General features: G+C 60.6%; 13 protein-coding genes, 4 tRNA genes and 1 pseudogene. 12 read left to right on the top strand and 6 right to left on the bottom strand.

Annotation, left to right across the window (positions count from 1 at the left end; translation table 11 throughout):
- Position 1: 1 nt before the first annotated feature.
- Positions 2–1,063 (top strand): AI-2E family transporter, encoded by a 1,062-nt coding sequence (locus ACM530_RS00680; protein WP_145164944.1) that lies wholly within the window; start codon positions 2–4, stop codon positions 1,061–1,063.
- On the opposite strand, the gene ACM530_RS00675 is transcribed toward ACM530_RS00680, so the two are convergent.
- Complete coding sequence (locus ACM530_RS00675; protein WP_145164942.1) at positions 1,060–2,094, bottom strand: sensor histidine kinase; 1,035 nt, start codon at positions 2,092–2,094, stop codon at positions 1,060–1,062. The two genes, ACM530_RS00680 and ACM530_RS00675, sit on opposite strands and share 4 nt — an antisense overlap.
- Positions 2,094–2,858 carry a response regulator gene (locus ACM530_RS00670; RefSeq protein ID WP_106580678.1) on the bottom strand — a complete coding sequence of 255 codons (765 nt, stop codon included), beginning with the start codon at positions 2,856–2,858 and terminating at the stop codon, positions 2,094–2,096. Before ACM530_RS00670 ends, ACM530_RS00675 begins: the two co-directional genes overlap by 1 nt.
- A gap of 261 nt (positions 2,859–3,119) precedes the next feature.
- Here ACM530_RS00670 and pyrF point away from each other — a divergent pair, with 261 nt between their 5' ends.
- Positions 3,120–3,818, top strand: a complete 699-nt coding sequence (gene pyrF / locus ACM530_RS00665) for an orotidine-5'-phosphate decarboxylase (RefSeq protein ID WP_416364062.1) — start codon at positions 3,120–3,122, stop codon at positions 3,816–3,818.
- 122 nt (positions 3,819–3,940) lie between these two features.
- On the opposite strand, the gene ACM530_RS00660 is transcribed toward pyrF, so the two are convergent.
- Positions 3,941–4,948: an NADP-dependent oxidoreductase gene (locus ACM530_RS00660; protein ID WP_416364061.1), complete on the bottom strand. Its 1,008-nt coding sequence runs from the start codon at positions 4,946–4,948 to the stop codon at positions 3,941–3,943.
- A gap of 228 nt (positions 4,949–5,176) precedes the next feature.
- Here ACM530_RS00660 and ACM530_RS00655 point away from each other — a divergent pair, with 228 nt between their 5' ends.
- The 4 genes and pseudogenes from ACM530_RS00655 to ACM530_RS00640 all read left to right on the top strand — a co-directional run bounded on the left by ACM530_RS00655 (position 5,177) and on the right by ACM530_RS00640 (position 9,636).
- Complete coding sequence (locus ACM530_RS00655) at positions 5,177–5,938, top strand: SDR family oxidoreductase (protein WP_145164936.1); 762 nt, start codon at positions 5,177–5,179, stop codon at positions 5,936–5,938.
- 203 nt (positions 5,939–6,141) lie between these two features.
- Positions 6,142–7,554, top strand: a complete 1,413-nt coding sequence (locus ACM530_RS00650) for a PLP-dependent aminotransferase family protein (protein ID WP_416364060.1) — start codon at positions 6,142–6,144, stop codon at positions 7,552–7,554.
- Positions 7,555–7,668: 114 nt separating this feature from the next.
- Positions 7,669–8,775: pseudogene (locus ACM530_RS00645) on the top strand (HAMP domain-containing protein); the annotation flags it as partial.
- Positions 8,755–9,636 (top strand): methyl-accepting chemotaxis protein, encoded by an 882-nt coding sequence (locus tag ACM530_RS00640; protein WP_416365070.1) that lies wholly within the window; start codon positions 8,755–8,757, stop codon positions 9,634–9,636. The pseudogene ACM530_RS00645 and the gene ACM530_RS00640, both read left to right, overlap by 21 nt.
- Positions 9,637–9,675: 39 nt before the next feature.
- Here ACM530_RS00640 and ACM530_RS00635 read toward each other — a convergent pair whose 3' ends face one another.
- Positions 9,676–10,488, bottom strand: coding sequence for an alpha/beta fold hydrolase (locus ACM530_RS00635; RefSeq protein WP_416364059.1), 813 nt, complete (start codon positions 10,486–10,488; stop codon positions 9,676–9,678).
- Positions 10,489–10,603: 115 nt separating this feature from the next.
- Positions 10,604–11,374 carry a hypothetical protein gene (locus ACM530_RS00630; RefSeq protein WP_416364058.1) on the bottom strand — a complete coding sequence of 257 codons (771 nt, stop codon included), beginning with the start codon at positions 11,372–11,374 and terminating at the stop codon, positions 10,604–10,606.
- Between the two features lie 358 nt (positions 11,375–11,732).
- Here ACM530_RS00630 and ACM530_RS00625 point away from each other — a divergent pair.
- The 5 genes from ACM530_RS00625 to gltS all read left to right on the top strand — a co-directional run bounded on the left by ACM530_RS00625 (position 11,733) and on the right by gltS (position 13,559).
- A tRNA-Glu gene (locus tag ACM530_RS00625) sits at positions 11,733–11,808 on the top strand.
- A 3-nt stretch (positions 11,809–11,811) separates the two neighbouring features.
- Positions 11,812–11,887 (top strand) — tRNA-Gly (locus tag ACM530_RS00620).
- 104 nt (positions 11,888–11,991) lie between these two features.
- Positions 11,992–12,067 (top strand) — tRNA-Glu (locus ACM530_RS00615).
- Positions 12,068–12,070: 3 nt separating this feature from the next.
- Positions 12,071–12,146 (top strand) — tRNA-Gly (locus tag ACM530_RS00610).
- A gap of 201 nt (positions 12,147–12,347) precedes the next feature.
- Positions 12,348–13,559: a sodium/glutamate symporter gene (gene gltS, locus ACM530_RS00605; protein ID WP_416364057.1), complete on the top strand. Its 1,212-nt coding sequence runs from the start codon at positions 12,348–12,350 to the stop codon at positions 13,557–13,559.
- Between the two features lie 11 nt (positions 13,560–13,570).
- Here the strand turns inward: gltS and ACM530_RS00600 are convergent, their stop codons facing one another.
- A complete protein-coding gene (locus ACM530_RS00600) occupies positions 13,571–14,362 on the bottom strand; it encodes a helix-turn-helix domain-containing protein (protein WP_416364056.1) in 792 nt (263 codons plus the stop codon).
- Between the two features lie 139 nt (positions 14,363–14,501).
- Here ACM530_RS00600 and ACM530_RS00595 point away from each other — a divergent pair, with 139 nt between their 5' ends.
- Positions 14,502–15,605 carry a polyamine ABC transporter substrate-binding protein gene (locus ACM530_RS00595; protein ID WP_242193668.1) on the top strand — a complete coding sequence of 368 codons (1,104 nt, stop codon included), beginning with the start codon at positions 14,502–14,504 and terminating at the stop codon, positions 15,603–15,605.
- Positions 15,606–15,613 lie beyond the last annotated feature (8 nt).

Genomic DNA, 15,613 nt, shown 5'->3' with positions numbered 1-15,613 from the left:
GATGCTCAATAACGATCGCCTACTGGTGCAAATCCTGCTGCTGGTGTTGTTTGGTGCCAGCTTCTGGGTGATGGCGCCGTTCTGGTCGGCGCTGTTCTGGGGCGCGGTGCTGGCGTTTGCCAGCTGGCCGCTGATGCGTTTGCTGACCCGCTGGCTGGGCGGCCGGGAATCCCTGGCGGCGGGCATTCTGACCCTGGGCTGGATGCTGCTGGTGGCGGTGCCACTGGTGTGGCTGGGGTTCAACCTGGCCGACCATGTACGCGACGCGGTGGGCCTGATCAAGGATATCCAGGTTGACGGTCTGCCGGCCGCGCCAACGTGGCTGGGTTCGATTCCATTGGTCGGTGAGCGCCTGGTGGCCACCTGGGACAGCATCGACCAGCAGGGCGCGGCGTTGATGGTCAGCATCAAGCCGTACCTGGGCCAGGTCGGCAACTGGTTGCTGGCGCGCAGCGCGCAGATCGGCGGCGGTATCCTCGAATTGACCCTGAGCCTGGTGTTCGTGTTTTTCTTCTACCGCGACGGGCCGCGCCTGGCGACGTTCGTGCATCGCCTGCTGGAACGCTTGATCGGCGACCGTGCCGGTTACTACATCGAGTTGGTGGCCGGCACTGTGCAACGCGTGGTCAACGGCGTGATTGGTACCGCCGCCGCTCAGGCGTTGCTGGCGCTGATCGGCTTCCTGATCGCCGGCGTGCCGGGCGCATTGGTGCTGGGCATTGTCACCTTCCTGCTCAGCCTGATCCCCATGGGGCCGCCGCTGGTATGGATCCCGGCTACGGCCTGGCTGGCCTGGAAGGGCGATTACACCTATGCGGTGTTTCTCGGTGTGTGGGGCACGTTCATCATCAGCGGCGTCGACAACGTGCTCAAGCCGTACCTGATCAGCCGCGGCGGCAACCTGCCGCTGGTGATTGTGCTGCTGGGCGTGTTTGGCGGGTTGATCGCCTTTGGCTTTATCGGTCTGTTTATCGGCCCGACCTTGCTGGCGGTGGCCTACAGCCTGCTGACGGATTGGAGCGCGACCCAGGCGCAAGTGCGTCGCGAAGACAAACCCCTTTAAGCCCTCGGCAACCGCATCACGGCGGTCAGGCCGCCGCCTGGGGTTTCCTCCAGGCTCAGGCTGCCGCCGAGGCGTTCCACCGCTTCCTTGGAAATCGTCATGCCCAGGCCGACGCCGCCGGAGTTGCGGTTGCGTGAGCCTTCCAGGCGAAAGAACGGTTCGAATACGGCCTCACGTTTATCCGCCGCAATCCCCGGCCCGTGGTCGATCACACGGATGACCAAGGCTTCGCGGCTGTCGCTCAGTTCCACCCGCGCCGTACCGGCATAACGCAGTGCATTGTCGATCAGGTTGTTGAGGCACGAGCGCAGTGCCATCGGCTGCACCTGCAAGGGCGCGCAATTGCCCGCGAACTGCACATCAGAGCCCTGGTCCTGGGCGTTTTCGCTGAGGGATTCGACCAGCGCCTGCACGTCGAGCCAGTGCCGGGTTTCGCTGGTGCGCTGTTCGTGCAAGTAGCTCAGGGTGGAGTCGAGCATGTCGATCATGTCGTCCAGGTCCTGGCGCATCTGACCTTGCAGCTTGGTGTCTTCGATCTGCTCCAGACGCAGCTTGAGGCGTGACAGCGGGGTGCGCAGGTCGTGAGAAACGGCGCCGAGCATGCGTGCACGCTGGCTGACTTGCTCGCGAATGCGTTTTTGCATCAGGTTGAAGGTCGATGCAGCCTGGCGCGCCTCGCGAGGCCCGGACTCATTGAGGGGTGGGCTGTCGAGGTCGAGGCTCAAGCGTTCGGCGGCTGCGCTCAGGCGCTGGATCGGCCGGCTCAGCAATTTGGCGCCATACCAGGCGGCAATGATCAGCGAGATAAATTGAAACGTCAGTGGCACCATCGGGCCGCCGAACCAGGGGCGATGGTGCTTGGGCAGCGGCTTCATCGTTCCATCCGGCTGCTCGACAAAGGTTTCCTGAGGCGGCGGCGGTGGCGAGCCATAGTGGTGAAACCAAAAGAACGCCAGCACGTGGGCCAGCACAATGGCCACCAGCAATACGCCGAACAGCCTGCCGAACAGCGTATTGAAGGTGGCGCGCATCAGCCGATATCCCGCGCGTCAAACAGGTAGCCTTCGCCGCGGACAGTCTTGATCAACTGCGGTGCCTTGGGGTCATCGCCCAGCTTCTGGCGCAGGCGCGAGACCAGCAAGTCGATGCTGCGATCAAACGCCTCGATGGAACGGCCGCGCGCGGCATCGAGCAATTGTTCACGGCTCAGCACGCGGCGCGGGCGTTCGATAAACACCCACAGCAGACGAAACTCGGCGTTGGACAGCGGCACCACAAGGCCGTCGTCGGCCACCAGCTGGCGCAGTACGCTGTTGAGGCGCCAGTTGTCGAAACGGATGTTGGCGCGCTGCTCGGTACGGTCATCGCGTACTCGGCGCAGGATGGTCTGGATGCGTGCCACCAGCTCGCGCGGTTCGAAGGGCTTGGACATGTAGTCATCGGCGCCCAGTTCCAGGCCGATAATGCGGTCGGTGGGTTCGCAGCGCGCGGTGAGCATCAGGATCGGGATGTCCGATTCGGTGCGCAGCCAACGGCACAGTGACAGGCCGTCTTCGCCCGGCAGCATCAGATCGAGCACCACCACATCAAAGGTTTCAGCTTGCATGGCCGTGCGCATGGCGGTGCCGTCGGTGACGCCGACGGCGAGAATATTGAAGCGCGCCAGGTAGTCGATCAGCAGTTCACGAATCGGTAGATCGTCATCGACGATCAGCGCACGGGTATTCCAGCGCTTGTCTTCGGCGATCACCGCGCCTTTTTGCTCTTCGTTTACAGAGACGGTAGGGGTATGCATAGTGCGATCATCTGCCTGGGTTGTTGCTGTCAGCATAGGCGCCCAGCTCCATGGCTGGAAGTGCTGGACGGGCGGTCATGTGCGCGAGGCTAGACGTGGTGCGTGTTGAGGGCATGTCGTGAATGTATCAGTCTTGACACAATTGCGCTAAATGCCGAGTTATGGGCGCTCGATCAGTATTTTACCGATCATCGGATCCCGCAACGGCGCCGCTTGCGCTACAATCCGCGCCGATTTCGACTTGCCTGAGAGCCCATTCCAATGTCCGTCTGCCAGACTCCTATCATCGTCGCCCTGGATTACCCCACTCGTGACGCCGCACTGAAGCTGGCTGACCAGTTGGACCCCAAGCTTTGCCGGGTCAAGGTCGGCAAGGAACTGTTCACCAGTTGCGCCGCCGAAATTGTCGGCACCCTGCGTGACAAAGGCTTCGAAGTGTTCCTCGACCTGAAATTCCATGACATCCCCAACACCACCGCCATGGCAGTCAAGGCCGCGGCTGAAATGGGCGTGTGGATGGTCAATGTGCACTGCTCCGGCGGCCTGCGCATGATGACGGCCTGCCGTGAAGTACTGGAACAGCGTAGCGGCCCGAAACCGCTGCTCATTGGTGTGACCGTGCTGACCAGCATGGAGCGCGAGGACCTGGCCGGCATCGGCCTGGATATCGAGCCTCAGGAGCAGGTATTGCGCTTGGCGGCGCTGGCGCAGAAGGCAGGTCTTGATGGTCTGGTGTGCTCGGCGCTGGAAGCCCAGGCCCTGAAGACCGCTCACCCGTCGCTGCAACTGGTCACACCCGGCATTCGCCCGGCGGGCAGTGCCCATGACGACCAGCGGCGCATTCTGACGCCGCGTCAGGCGCTGGATGCGGGTTCGGACTACCTGGTGATCGGTCGCCCGATCAGCCAGGCGGCGGACCCGGCGAAAGCCTTGGCGGCAGTGGTCGCCGAAATCGCCTGAATATCGCTGAGCTAAAATGTGGGAGCGGGCTTGCTCGCGAAAGCGGAGTGTCAGTCACCGGATGTGTGTCTGATACACCGTATTCGCGAGCAAGCCCGCTCCCACATTTCGATCCACAGTGGTCAGCTGACTTTCAGCACCAACTTCCCGAAGTTCTCGCCGTTGAACAGCTTCATCAACGTTTCCGGGAACGTCTCCAGCCCCTCGATAATATCCTCCTTGCTCTTGAGCTTGCCCTGCGCCATCCAGCCGGCCATCTCCTGCCCGGCTGCGGCAAAGTTTGCCGCATGGTCCATCACCACAAAGCCTTCCATCCGCGCACGGTTGACCAGCAACGACAAGTAGTTGGCCGGCCCTTTCACGGCTTCTTTATTGTTGTACTGGCTGATGGCACCGCAAATTACCACCCGCGCCTTTAACGCGAGGCGGCTGAGTACGGCGTCGAGGATGTCGCCGCCGACGTTATCGAAATACACGTCCACGCCTTTAGGGCATTCGCGCTTGAGGGCGGCTGGCACGTCTTCGCTTTTGTAGTCGATGGCTGCGTCGAAGCCCAATTCATCCACGAGGAATTTGCACTTGTCGGCGCCGCCGGCGATGCCGACCACGCGGCAGCCTTTGATCTTGGCAATTTGCCCGGCAATGCTGCCCACCGCCCCGGCGGCGCCGGAGATCACCACGGTTTCGCCGGCCTTGGGCGCGCCCGTGTCGAGCAGGGCGAAGTAGGCGGTCATGCCCGTCATGCCGAGGGCGGACAGGTAGCGCGGCAGCGGCGCGAGTTTGGGGTCCACCTTGTAGAAGCCGCGCGGTTCGCCGAGGAAGTAATCCTGCACGCCCAGCGCGCCATTGACGTAGTCACCCACTGCAAATTTCGGGTTGTTCGACGCAATCACCTTGCCCACGCCCAGCGCGCGCATCACTTCACCAATGCCGACGGGCGGAATGTAGGACTTGCCCTCGTTCATCCAGCCACGCATGGCCGGGTCCAGGGACAGGTATTCGTTGTGCACCAGCACTTGCCCATCCCCTGGCGTGCCCACCGGTACTTCCTGATAGGTGAAGGTCTCCCGTGTCGCCGCGCCGACCGGGCGTTTGGCGAGCAGGAACTGGCGGTTGGTCTGGGCAGTCATGGCAAAGGACTCTTTAGAAATGAACCCCAAGTGATAGACCTCTAACGGCCTGAGAGCAAGGTTGCGCGAGAGGCGCGAATGCCCGCCGATAGGCCTGGTTGATAGTGAGGCTGGTTGCCTTATCACTGCGATTCATACACAGCCAACCGGCCTTCTGATAGTGCTGACGCGCCCATCCTACGGTTGGCTAGACTCGGCCCACGGCTATTTTCCCCACAGGACATCCCCATGAGCATGACGTTTTCCGGCCAGGTCGCCCTGGTCACCGGCGCCGCCGCCGGTATTGGCCGCGCCACCGCGCTGGCATTTGCCGCCGAAGGCTTGAAAGTGGTGGTTGCCGACCTGGACGTGGCGGGCGGCGAGAGCACCGTTGCGCTGATTCAACAGGCGGGCGGCGAGGCGTTGTTTGTGCGCTGCAACGTCACGCTGGAAGCCGATGTGCAGCAGTTGATGGCGCAGACTGTCGCCGCCTATGGTCGGCTGGACTACGCCTTCAACAATGCCGGGATCGAGATCGAGAAGGGCAAGCTGGCCGACGGCAGCCTGGATGAGTTCGACGCGATCATGGGCGTTAACGTCAAGGGCGTGTGGCTGTGCATGAAGCACCAGTTGCCGCTGTTGCTGGCCCAAGGCGGCGGGGCGATCGTCAACACCGCCTCGGTGGCGGGTTTGGGGGCAGCGCCGAAGATGAGCATTTATGCGGCGTCCAAACATGCCGTGATCGGCCTGACCAAATCGGCGGCCATCGAATACGCGAAAAAGAAAATCCGCGTGAATGCGGTGTGCCCTGCGGTGATCGACACCGACATGTTCCGGCGTGCCTATGAAGCCGACCCGCGCAAGGCTGAGTTTGCCGCCGCCATGCACCCGGTCGGGCGCATCGGCAAAGTCGAGGAAATCGCCAGTGCGGTGCTGTACCTGTGCAGTGACGGTGCCGCGTTCACCACGGGCCAGGCATTGGCGGTGGACGGTGGCGCGACAGCCATCTAGGACTCGGCGCCACTGCCTATTCGAAAAGGCCAGGGGCGCTGTGGGGCGTTTCCAGGGCTGGCACAAGGCCTCGTCAGAATGTGTATCAGTAGGTAAATAATCCAATAAAATCAATACTTTAATAAATTTCGGCGACAGGTCGAACCCGGCTTCTGTGCTTAACTGTTTGGGGTTGAATAACAGACAGTTGAAGTGAGTGGCTCATGGATTTAGGCATCGATCGACAGGCCCTTGTACCGGTGGTGCAGCAAATCGTCAGCGCGGTGGCGCAATGGATTCGCACGAGCGGGGCAAGCCCCGGCACCCGCTTGCCATCCATCCGGCAATTGGCCCTCGACAACCTGCTCAGTCAATCCAGCGTCATCGAAGCCTTTGAGCGAATGGTGGCGCAGGGGGTGTTGGTGGCAAAACAGGGCGCGGGGTTTGTAGTGGCCCAGCCGCCGGTTTCCCTTGAAAGCCACTGGTATGAAGGCGCCGAGCTGGGCTGGGGCGCCTACGTCGATGGCCCGTTGGGCGAGTTGAAACTGGGCTGCGGCTGGCTGCCGGACGCCTGGCGCGAAAGCGATGACATTTGTTACGCCATACGCGAGGTCAGCCGCACCGACACCGCCGGGTTGTTCAACTACAGCACGCCGCTGGGGTTGCCGGCACTGCGTGAGCAACTGCTCAAGCGCCTGACACAGATGAAAGTGCCCAGCAGCCTCGACTGCATCCTCACCACCCATGGCGCCAGCCATGCACAGGACCTGCTCATACGGACGTTGCTCAAGGCCGGCGATACGGTGGTGGTCGAGACGCCCGGGTATGCCAACCTCTACCGTCAGTTGGAACGCCATGGCGTCAAGCTGCTGCACGTCCCGCGCACGCTGGGCGGCCCGGATATTCCGGTGCTGGAGACGCTGCTGAAAAGCCATCGCCCCAAGTGCCTGTTCATCAACTGCCTGTATCACAACCCGACCGGCACCAGCCTGTGCCGCGTCGTGGCCGAGCGCCTGCTGCAATTGGCGAGCAGCGAAGACTTCCTGATTGTCGAAGAGGACGTCTACGGCGACTTGCAGCACGCCAGTTGCACACGGCTGTCGGCGCTGCCCCATGACGGTCGGGTGATTTATATCTCGAGTTTCTCCAAGACCCTCAGCAGTGCCTTGCGCGTGGGGTACCTCAGCGCCAGCGCAGCGATTATTGCGCCCATGGTGACGCTCAAAACGCTGACAGGCATCGGCACGTCGCGGTTTGCCGAGGCGGTGCTGGCCACGCTGCTGGCCAATGGCACCTACCGTAAGTGGGTGCAGCGCCTGCGCAAGCGCTTGAACACACAAATGGCCGCGACCCTGCAGGTGCTGGAGGACGAGGAGTGGGAGGTGTTCGCCGTGCCCGCCGGGGGCCTGTTTGTGTGGGCCCGGCCCGGCAGGGGCGATCATTCACGGTTGCAGGCGTGCGCCCGACGGCTCGGTGTGTTGTTGTCGCCAGGGGCGCTGTTCAATCCCGAGGGCGAACACAGCGACTGGCTGCGCATCAATGTGGCCTATGCTGCTGATCAGCGAGCGCTGGCGTTGTTTCGTGCCATGGGGCCTGCCAGATCGACCTCGACCATTCTGAAAACGACGGGCATGTAGCTTTTTGCCATTATTGTGGCGCCAACGTCTTGTGCCGCTGGCTCGTCGTTGCGAATCTCGCTGCATGCAAACCAGGCTCGATGGCATCTGCCATTGCAAGAGGATTCAAGTGCAATGATTTCAGGCGTGCAACGACGTTTTGCCAACCTCGGTATGGCGAAGAAACTGGGCTTGGGTTTCGCTCTGGTGCTGCTGTTGACGGCGCTGGTGGCGGCCATTGGCGTGTGGTCCCTGCAAACCGTTGGCCAGCGTTTTGAAGGCCTCAAGGCCATGTCATCGCTCAACAGCGGCTTGCTCAAGGTGCGCCTGATCGAGCAGGACTACGCGCTGCACGCCGACCCCAAGTCCGTCGATGCCCTGCATGAAAGTGTCGATGCGCTGGCGGCGATGGCTGCGAGCCTCAAGGCCCGGTCAGCCACGAATGTGCCAGTGATGGGCGATGTCGAGCAGGCGTTGGCGGCGTATCGCAAGGCATTCGACGAGTTTGTCGAACTGACCCAGACCAAGGACCTGGCGCTGGAAATGGCCAGTTGGTCGGTGTCCAGTGTGGCCAATAACCTCGATGTGTTGCAGGCCGGCCTGGCCGACGATGGCGCCTATGGCCTCAAGGAAAGCCAGGGCAAGGACGGCGCCGAGTTTATCGAGCAGGCCGGGCAGGTCAGCCAGGTCTCGCGGCTGATGTTGCAAGCCATGAATGAGGCGCACGTGCGCCTGGATCAGAGCCGCAAGGCCGATGCCGACAACGCCGAGCAAGGCAAGATCGAACAGGCCGACCAGGCCCTGGCGCAAGTCGAGCAGTTGAAAACCTCGGTCAAGGATGCGGGTTACCAGACCGTACTCAATGAAGTCTCCGGGCATATCGCGGCATTCAGCGAAAAACTCGGCGAGTACACCGGGCTGCTGGCCCAGGAAAAAGTCGTCTACAAGCAGTTGCATGATCGCGCCGACCAAGTGGTCAGCCGGGTCAACCAGGCGTACGACGCCGAAGACCAGTCCATGCAGGCGCAATTGAAGAAAAGCGCGTTGTTGATCATCGGCTCCTCAGCCCTGGCGCTGCTGGTGGGCTTGATCGCGGCGTGGATGATTACCCGGTTGATCGTGGCGCCGCTGCGCACGGTGATCGCCGTGGCCCAGCAGATTGCGTCCGGCGACCTGAGCGGGCGGATGGAAGTCAGCCGCCGCGATGAAATCGGCCAGTTGATGCAGGCGATGCATCAGATGGGCAGCGGCCTGAGCCAGATGGTCAGTGGGCTGCAAGCGGGCATCGAGCAGTTGGCCAGTTCGGCACATTCACTGTCCAGCGTCACTGAGCAGACCAATGTTGAAGTCAGCAGCCAGAAGGAGGAGACCGAACAGGTTGCCACGGCAATGAACCAGATGACCGCCACGGTGCACGACGTGGCGCGTAACGCCGAAGAGGCCGCGCAAGCCGCGCAGACCGCCGATGACAAGGTCGACAGCGGTCAGCAGGTGGTACGCCAGAACCTGCAACGGATTGAATTGCTCGCGTCCTCCAGCACCAGTGCCAGCGCGAGTATCGAAAGCCTGAGCGCGGAAATCCAGAATATCGGCACGGTACTGGGCGTGATCAAAAGCGTGGCCGAGCAAACCAATCTGCTGGCCCTTAACGCCGCCATCGAAGCCGCCCGCGCCGGCGAGCAGGGCCGAGGGTTTGCAGTGGTGGCCGATGAAGTGCGGGCGTTGGCCAAGCGCACGCAGCAATCGACCGAGGAAATCGAGCGTCTGGTCAGTACGTTGCGCAGCGCAACGCAGTCGTCGGTGCAGCAAATCCAGCAGAGCGGCGAGCTGGTGAAGTTGGCGGTCAGCGATGCGCTGGAAACGGAGAGCGCGTTGGGCAGCATTGCCGCGGCGGTGTCATTGATCCAGCAAATGAACCAGCAGATTGCCGCGGCGGCCGAGGAGCAAAGCTCGGTGGCCGAAGAGATCAATCGCAGCGTGACCAGCATTCGTGCGAGCGCCGATCAGTCGGCGTTGAGCATGCAGGGCAATGCCGCGTCGAGTATCCAGCTGGCGCAGTTGGGCGCGGAGCTCAAGGGCATGGTGGGGCACTTCCGCCTTTGATCGCAGCGGGTGAGCTGCGAGCAAAGGGCAGGGCGCCGATCAGGCGTGGTTGGCGAGGAAGGTCAGCAGCGCTTCATTGACGAAGTCCGGGTTTTCCCGGGCCGAGATATGCCCCGCGTCGGGAATCAGCGTGAGGCTGCAGCCAATCAGTTCAGCCATTTCCTGTGATTCGGTGGGCGGCCGCGGTTTGTCCTGCTCGCCGCACATCACCAGCGTGGTGTCCGAGTCCAGACGGGGCAGTTGGTCCAAAATGGTCTCGCGGCTGAAGATCAGGCGACCCAGTGGCACGATGCTGTTCAGCAGGCGCTCTTTGGGTAAGGCCTGCAACGCATTGCGAAAATCCTGGTACAGGGCTGACTCGCGGTCGATGCCAGGGCGGAAGAAAATCGGTGCAACCACATCCAGCAACGGCTCGGGGATGGCGCCGGCGTCTTCGATCATCTTGAACAGCGAGAAGTAATACTGGCGCGTGGCGTCGGGCTCGGCGCCCAGGTAGGTGTCCATCAGCACCACGCTGTTGATGCGCGCCGGTGCCAGCAACGCCAGGCGCGCGCCCCACATGCCGCCGACCGACAGGCCGACCAGATTGATTTGCGCGATATCCAGCTGATCCAGCAGCGCCAGGGCCTGGCGCGCGAGGTCGTCGAGGGAGCGGGTATGCGTCGGCAGCGGGCCGGACTCACCGTGGCCCCACAGTTCCGGCACGATCACGCGGTACTGTTGCGACAGGGCTTCAATTTGCGGGGCCCACATGTCGCGGTCCCACAGGTAACTGGAACCCAGCAGGACGACCGGGCCGGTGCCCTGGTCGACATAGTGCAGCGGTTGTCCATCAATCACGGCAACAGGCATAGCAGGCCTCTAACTTCACGGAGTGAGGGGCACTTTTTTACGCTAGTCGGGGGCGGGCGGATAGATGCAAAGTGATGGCATGTGGCGACCCGAGGTCGCCACATGGGGCAGGCGATCAGTCGTAGATGACTTTCTTCTTCCATTCGGCGTCGGCGTCGACGACTTTCAGGCCTTCGGTCAGTTCGTTGACTTCGTCTTCGGCCGGCTTGCTGTTGGTCAGCACCGTGGAGTTGGCGCGGGCCAGTTGCGATTCCAGCAGTTGCAGCTGTGCACTGTAGAGCACCGGCTCCGGCTGTTTGCGCAAATACTGCACACCACGCTCGAACGCCAGGCGTGCCTGGCCAGGCTGGCCTTGTTGCAGGGCGTGCTGGCCCAGGTTGTTGAAGAACTCAATGTGCAGCAACACCAGGATGTGGCGAATTTCCTTGATCCAGTGCTTGGCTTCGTTGGTCGGCAGAAAACCGTCCTGGGCGGCACGGGTCACTTGACCGTGCAGCGCCTCGAGCAGGAAACGCACGTCCTTGGCCTTGGCTTCGGTCTGGATCGGCGCGGGCGGGTTAGCCACCGGGATCGATTCGCCCTGGGCGATCAGCGCGTTCAGCTCAGCGATCCGCGCCTTGAGCGGCGCGCTGGATTTTCTGAGGTTCAACAGGCGCTGGGTGACGTTGAGTTCCAGGCGAGTCAGCAACAGTTTGAGTTTCGGGGTCATCAACTGGCCGGGGAACGTTTCGGTGATCTCACCGCAACGACGCAGCCGATCGTTAAGCTCGATTTCGGTGCGCTGCTTTTCCAGTTTGTTGTTTTCCACCACGTGGTTCATGTAGCCAATGGCGATCAGTATTACGATCCCGGCTATTACCAGCAGGGTGATCATGAGTGGTGTCACCGGTGTGACCTCTTTATAGGGTTTGCTGTGGAGTGTAGTGACTGGGCCTTCCGACGGATAGGATTGTTCGACCAGTTGCCCAGGTAGTTTCTTCTATATAGGTAAGCGTTCCCTGCGTGGATGCACATTGCCATCATTTGCCTGGGCGAACTATAGCGCCTTGTCGGGCGCCAGAATATAGGCGTCAAAGCCCGGACGGGCACAATGCCCGCAAAGGCCTGGAAAGCAGGGCGAAGTCATTGATTTAAATAAATTTATCCTTGGGGGTTGACGACCTTTCAATCCATCCATAGAATGCGCGCCACTTACAGCGTAAAGCACACAGCGAAACGCGGTAGGGAGTGAATGTTGTACGTGTGTCCCCTTCGTCTAGTGGCCTAGGACACCGCCCTTTCACGGCGGTAACAGGGGTTCGAGTCCCCTAGGGGACGCCATATGCGGGAATAGCTCAGTTGGTAGAGCACGACCTTGCCAAGGTCGGGGTCGCGAGTTCGAGTCTCGTTTCCCGCTCCAAATTTAAGCAGTGTGGCCTTCGGGCGACACTGAGTGAAACCAGGGCATAATCTTCGGATTTAATCTCTGGGCACTGAAATACACACCATGTGTTTCAGTAGCGTGTCCCCTTCGTCTAGTGGCCTAGGACACCGCCCTTTCACGGCGGTAACAGGGGTTCGAGTCCCCTAGGGGACGCCATTTGCGGGAATAGCTCAGTTGGTAGAGCACGACCTTGCCAAGGTCGGGGTCGCGAGTTCGAGTCTCGTTTCCCGCTCCATATTTAACGAAAACGCCGATCAGTGATGATCGGCGTTTTTGTTCGTGTCGCTTTTTTGCCTGCAAAACACACCACGCGTGTAGGCCATGTGCTGATGTGCGTAGGAATAGTCTGTAATCAATGTCGGGTAGCTGTGTACCTGTTCCGCTGTCTCTACTCTGGCCAGCCCATTTTCCTTGTTTACTTCAAAGGACTGTCCAGATGCTTCAGCTCGATTTCTATTCAACCCTGGTCGCTGCCTCCCTGGTGCTTTTATTGGGCCGTTGGCTGGTGGCCCGGATCGGCTTTCTACGCGCCTACAGCATTCCGGAGCCGGTAGCCGGCGGCCTGTTGGTTGCCGCTCTGCTGCTGGCGTTGCGTGCGCTGGTGGATGTCGAGGTTCGCTTCGACACATCCTTACAAACTCCATTGATGCTGGCGTTTTTCGCCACGATTGGCCTGAACGCAGATTTCGCCAGCCTGAAGCGAGGCGGGCGCGTGCTGGGTATTTTCCTGCTGGTCGTGACGGCCCTGTTGGTGGTGCAAAACGCCATGGGCATCGCGTTGGCCAAGGCGCTGGGGCTTGATCCATTGATGGGCTTGCTGGCTGGCTCCATCACCCTGTCGGGCGGGCACGGCACGGGCGCCGCGTGGGGCGCGGTGTTCAGTGAGAAGTACGGCGTGGCCTCCGCGTCTGAACTGGCAATTGCTTCGGCGACCTTTGGTTTGGTGCTGGGGGGCTTGATTGGCGGCCCGGTCGCGCGCTTGTTGATCAAGCGCGTCCAGGTGCCTGGCGTTGAACACTCGCAGCCGCGGCGCCCCAAAGGCTTTGAGCGCCCCGACCAGGAACGCATGATCACCTCGTTTTCCTTTATCGAAACCCTGGCCTTGTTGGCGATCAGCTTGCAGGTTGGCACGTGCCTGAGTGGTGTTATCCAGGGCACCGCCTTCGAGTTGCCCACCTTTGTCTGCGTGCTGTTTGTCGGCGTAGTGCTGCGCAATGGCTTGTCGGCGCTGGGTTGGCATCAGGTGTTTGAGCGCGAAGTGTCGCTGCTGGGTAACGTCAGCCTGTCGTTGTTCCTCGCGATTGCCCTGATGTCGCTCAAGCTCTGGGACTTGGCGGCGCTGGCGTTGCCGATCGTCATCCTGCTGGCGGCACAGGCGCTGTTAATGGCCCTGTTCGCGATTTTCGTAACGTTTCGGGTGATGGGCAGCAACTACGATGCGGCGGTGCTGGCGGCCGGGCATTGCGGTTTCGGATTGGGCGCGACACCCACCGCCATTGCCAATATGCAGGCGGTGACACAACGCTTCGGCCCCTCGCAGATTGCCTTTCTGGTGGTGCCGATGGTGGGGGCGTTTTTCATCGACATCACCAATGCGGTGGTAATCAAGCTGTTCCTCGCGCTGCCGTTTCTCGGCACGGCGGGCTGAGGGCCGCGCCTTCAGCTCACCGCGTAGACGTCCTGTTTTGGCATGAAGAAACGCGCAAAGAGTTCGGACTGGGACTTGATGTTCAGCTTGGTGTAAATGTTGCGCCGGTGCACTTTCACCGTTTCTGTCGACAGGGACAGTTTGCCGGCGATTTCTTTGTTGGAGAACCCGCTCAACAGCAACTTGAGCACGTCCTTTTCACGCGTTGTGATCTGGCTGCCCAGTTGAACAATTGCCTGCGACCAGGGCGGTGTCTCATTGAGGTTTTTTTCAACGTCGATCTCAAAGCACATACGCTGGTGCATCAATGCCAGCACCCAAGGCTTGATGATATCCAGTGTGGTGATCTGTTCCGGGCTGTAGCGCACGTTACTGCCAAATGAAATACACAGCGTCCTGTCCTCATCGAGCTGAACGTTGTACTGCACCTCATCCACCGAGACGTACTGGGCGAAATACTGATGGTAATACTCGGTGGTCAGAAAGTGCTCCGGCGCTATGTCTGACAGGTGAAAGAAGCCACTCTGCGGGTTTTCCCGGTTGGCAATGTAGAACGGGTCTAACAGGTACAGCCCTTTGAGGTAGCGCTGAGTCAGGGCATCCACCTCCTCGGCATCGGCCACTTCAGTAAAGCTGATGACGTTGACTCGTTGATCGCTGAAAACCAGGACAACCCAGTTGTCGATCTGCACATATTCATTCAACACGCGAACCAGCGAGCTCCAGAAAGCCGGGCGATTGAGCTCCATGATCAGCTTGCCGGCCGATCGGTGCCAGGCCAGGTTATGAAGGTCGAGTGACATGTTCTACCCCTTTAGGGTTAGGCGTTCATAGGCGCGAGCTAAGTACTTGTAGGTATTTACTATTCGACGACGCCGGGTATATTCACCTCCCAGCGGATGCAGGCCATGAAGGCCTGTCGTTTTTGACAAGGATAGTTATATGAGTCAATCACATTTGCGAGCCATTTTTTTGGCCTCGCTTGTCTGTGTGGGTATCAGCGCGCCCGCAGCGGCGGCGCAACCTCAGGTGAATCTGTACAACTGGTTCGGGTTGATCGCGCCAGAGACGCCCAAGGAATTCGAGCAAAAAACCGGCGCGCGCATGCACGTGGATGCCTTCGACAGCGCCGAGATCATGCAGAGCAAAGTCATGGCCGGGCGCACAGGCTATGACGTGGTTGTCGCCACCTCCAATGTCCTGCCCGGCCTGATCAAGGCAGGCGTGCTTGCACCGCTGGACCGCAATCAACTGAGCAACTTCTCCCATATCGACCCAGAGATGTTGGCGCTGCTTTCGGTGAATGATCCGGGCAACCGCTACGCCGTGCCCTACTTGTGGGGCACCACCGGGATTGGCTATGACGTTGATAAAGTCAAAGCCGCGTTGGGTGATAACGCCCCGGTGGACAGCTGGGACTTGATCTTTAAAGAAGAAAACATCAGCAAGCTCAAGTCCTGCGGCGTGGCGATGCTCGACTCGCCCAGCGAGGTCATTTCGATCGCGTTGAATTACCTCGGCCTGCCGAGCAACAGCCAGAACCCTGAGGATTACCAGAAAGCCCAGGCGCTGCTGTTGAAAATCCGTCCCTATATCCTCTACTTCGACTCATCCAGAACCGACGCCGACTTTGCCGATGGCAATATTTGTGTGGTCGTGAGCTGGGCGAGCGGGGCGCTGACGGCACAGGCCATCAATGAGAAAAACAACACCGGGCGCAAAATTGCCTACAGCCTGCCGCGTGAGGGTGGGTTGGTGTGGTCGGAAAACTTTGTGCTGCTCAAAGATGCGCCCCATGCCAAGGAAGGTCTGGCGTTCATCAATTACATGCTTGAACCGCAAGTGATTGCCAAGAGCTCGAACCACACGCTTTACCCGAACGCTAACAAGGACGCCACTGAGTTCGTCGAGCAGAAGCTGCGCGACAACCCGTGGATTTATCCTGACAAGCATACGGTTGCCACCCTTGTTCCGCTTGAACCACTACCGTTGAAGTTGGAACGAATCCGCACGCGCGTGTGGACCAAGGTCAAGAGCGGTACGTAACCCCGCTG

The organism is Pseudomonas sp. NFX183 (assembly GCF_047943075.1).
Taxonomy (GTDB): domain Bacteria; phylum Pseudomonadota; class Gammaproteobacteria; order Pseudomonadales; family Pseudomonadaceae; genus Aquipseudomonas.
Note: the sequence above shows the minus strand (reverse complement) of the source record. Positions and strands in the feature narration are given on the sequence as shown.

Coding starts and splice junctions, on each gene's coding strand:
- ACM530_RS00680 (WP_145164944.1), top strand. CDS start 2: ATGCTCAATAACGATCGCCTACTGGTGCAAATCCTGCTGCTGGTGTTG.
- ACM530_RS00655 (WP_145164936.1), top strand. CDS start 5,177: ATGAGCATGACGTTTTCCGGCCAGGTCGCCCTGGTCACCGGCGCCGCC.
- ACM530_RS00595 (WP_242193668.1), top strand. CDS start 14,502: ATGAGTCAATCACATTTGCGAGCCATTTTTTTGGCCTCGCTTGTCTGT.
- ACM530_RS00670 (WP_106580678.1), bottom strand. CDS start 2,858: ATGCATACCCCTACCGTCTCTGTAAACGAAGAGCAAAAAGGCGCGGTG.
- ACM530_RS00650 (WP_416364060.1), top strand. CDS start 6,142: ATGGATTTAGGCATCGATCGACAGGCCCTTGTACCGGTGGTGCAGCAA.
- ACM530_RS00635 (WP_416364059.1), bottom strand. CDS start 10,488: ATGCCTGTTGCCGTGATTGATGGACAACCGCTGCACTATGTCGACCAG.
- ACM530_RS00640 (WP_416365070.1), top strand. CDS start 8,755: ATGCAGGCGATGCATCAGATGGGCAGCGGCCTGAGCCAGATGGTCAGT.
- pyrF (WP_416364062.1), top strand. CDS start 3,120: ATGTCCGTCTGCCAGACTCCTATCATCGTCGCCCTGGATTACCCCACT.
- gltS (WP_416364057.1), top strand. CDS start 12,348: ATGCTTCAGCTCGATTTCTATTCAACCCTGGTCGCTGCCTCCCTGGTG.
- ACM530_RS00660 (WP_416364061.1), bottom strand. CDS start 4,948: ATGACTGCCCAGACCAACCGCCAGTTCCTGCTCGCCAAACGCCCGGTC.
- ACM530_RS00600 (WP_416364056.1), bottom strand. CDS start 14,362: ATGTCACTCGACCTTCATAACCTGGCCTGGCACCGATCGGCCGGCAAG.
- ACM530_RS00675 (WP_145164942.1), bottom strand. CDS start 2,094: ATGCGCGCCACCTTCAATACGCTGTTCGGCAGGCTGTTCGGCGTATTG.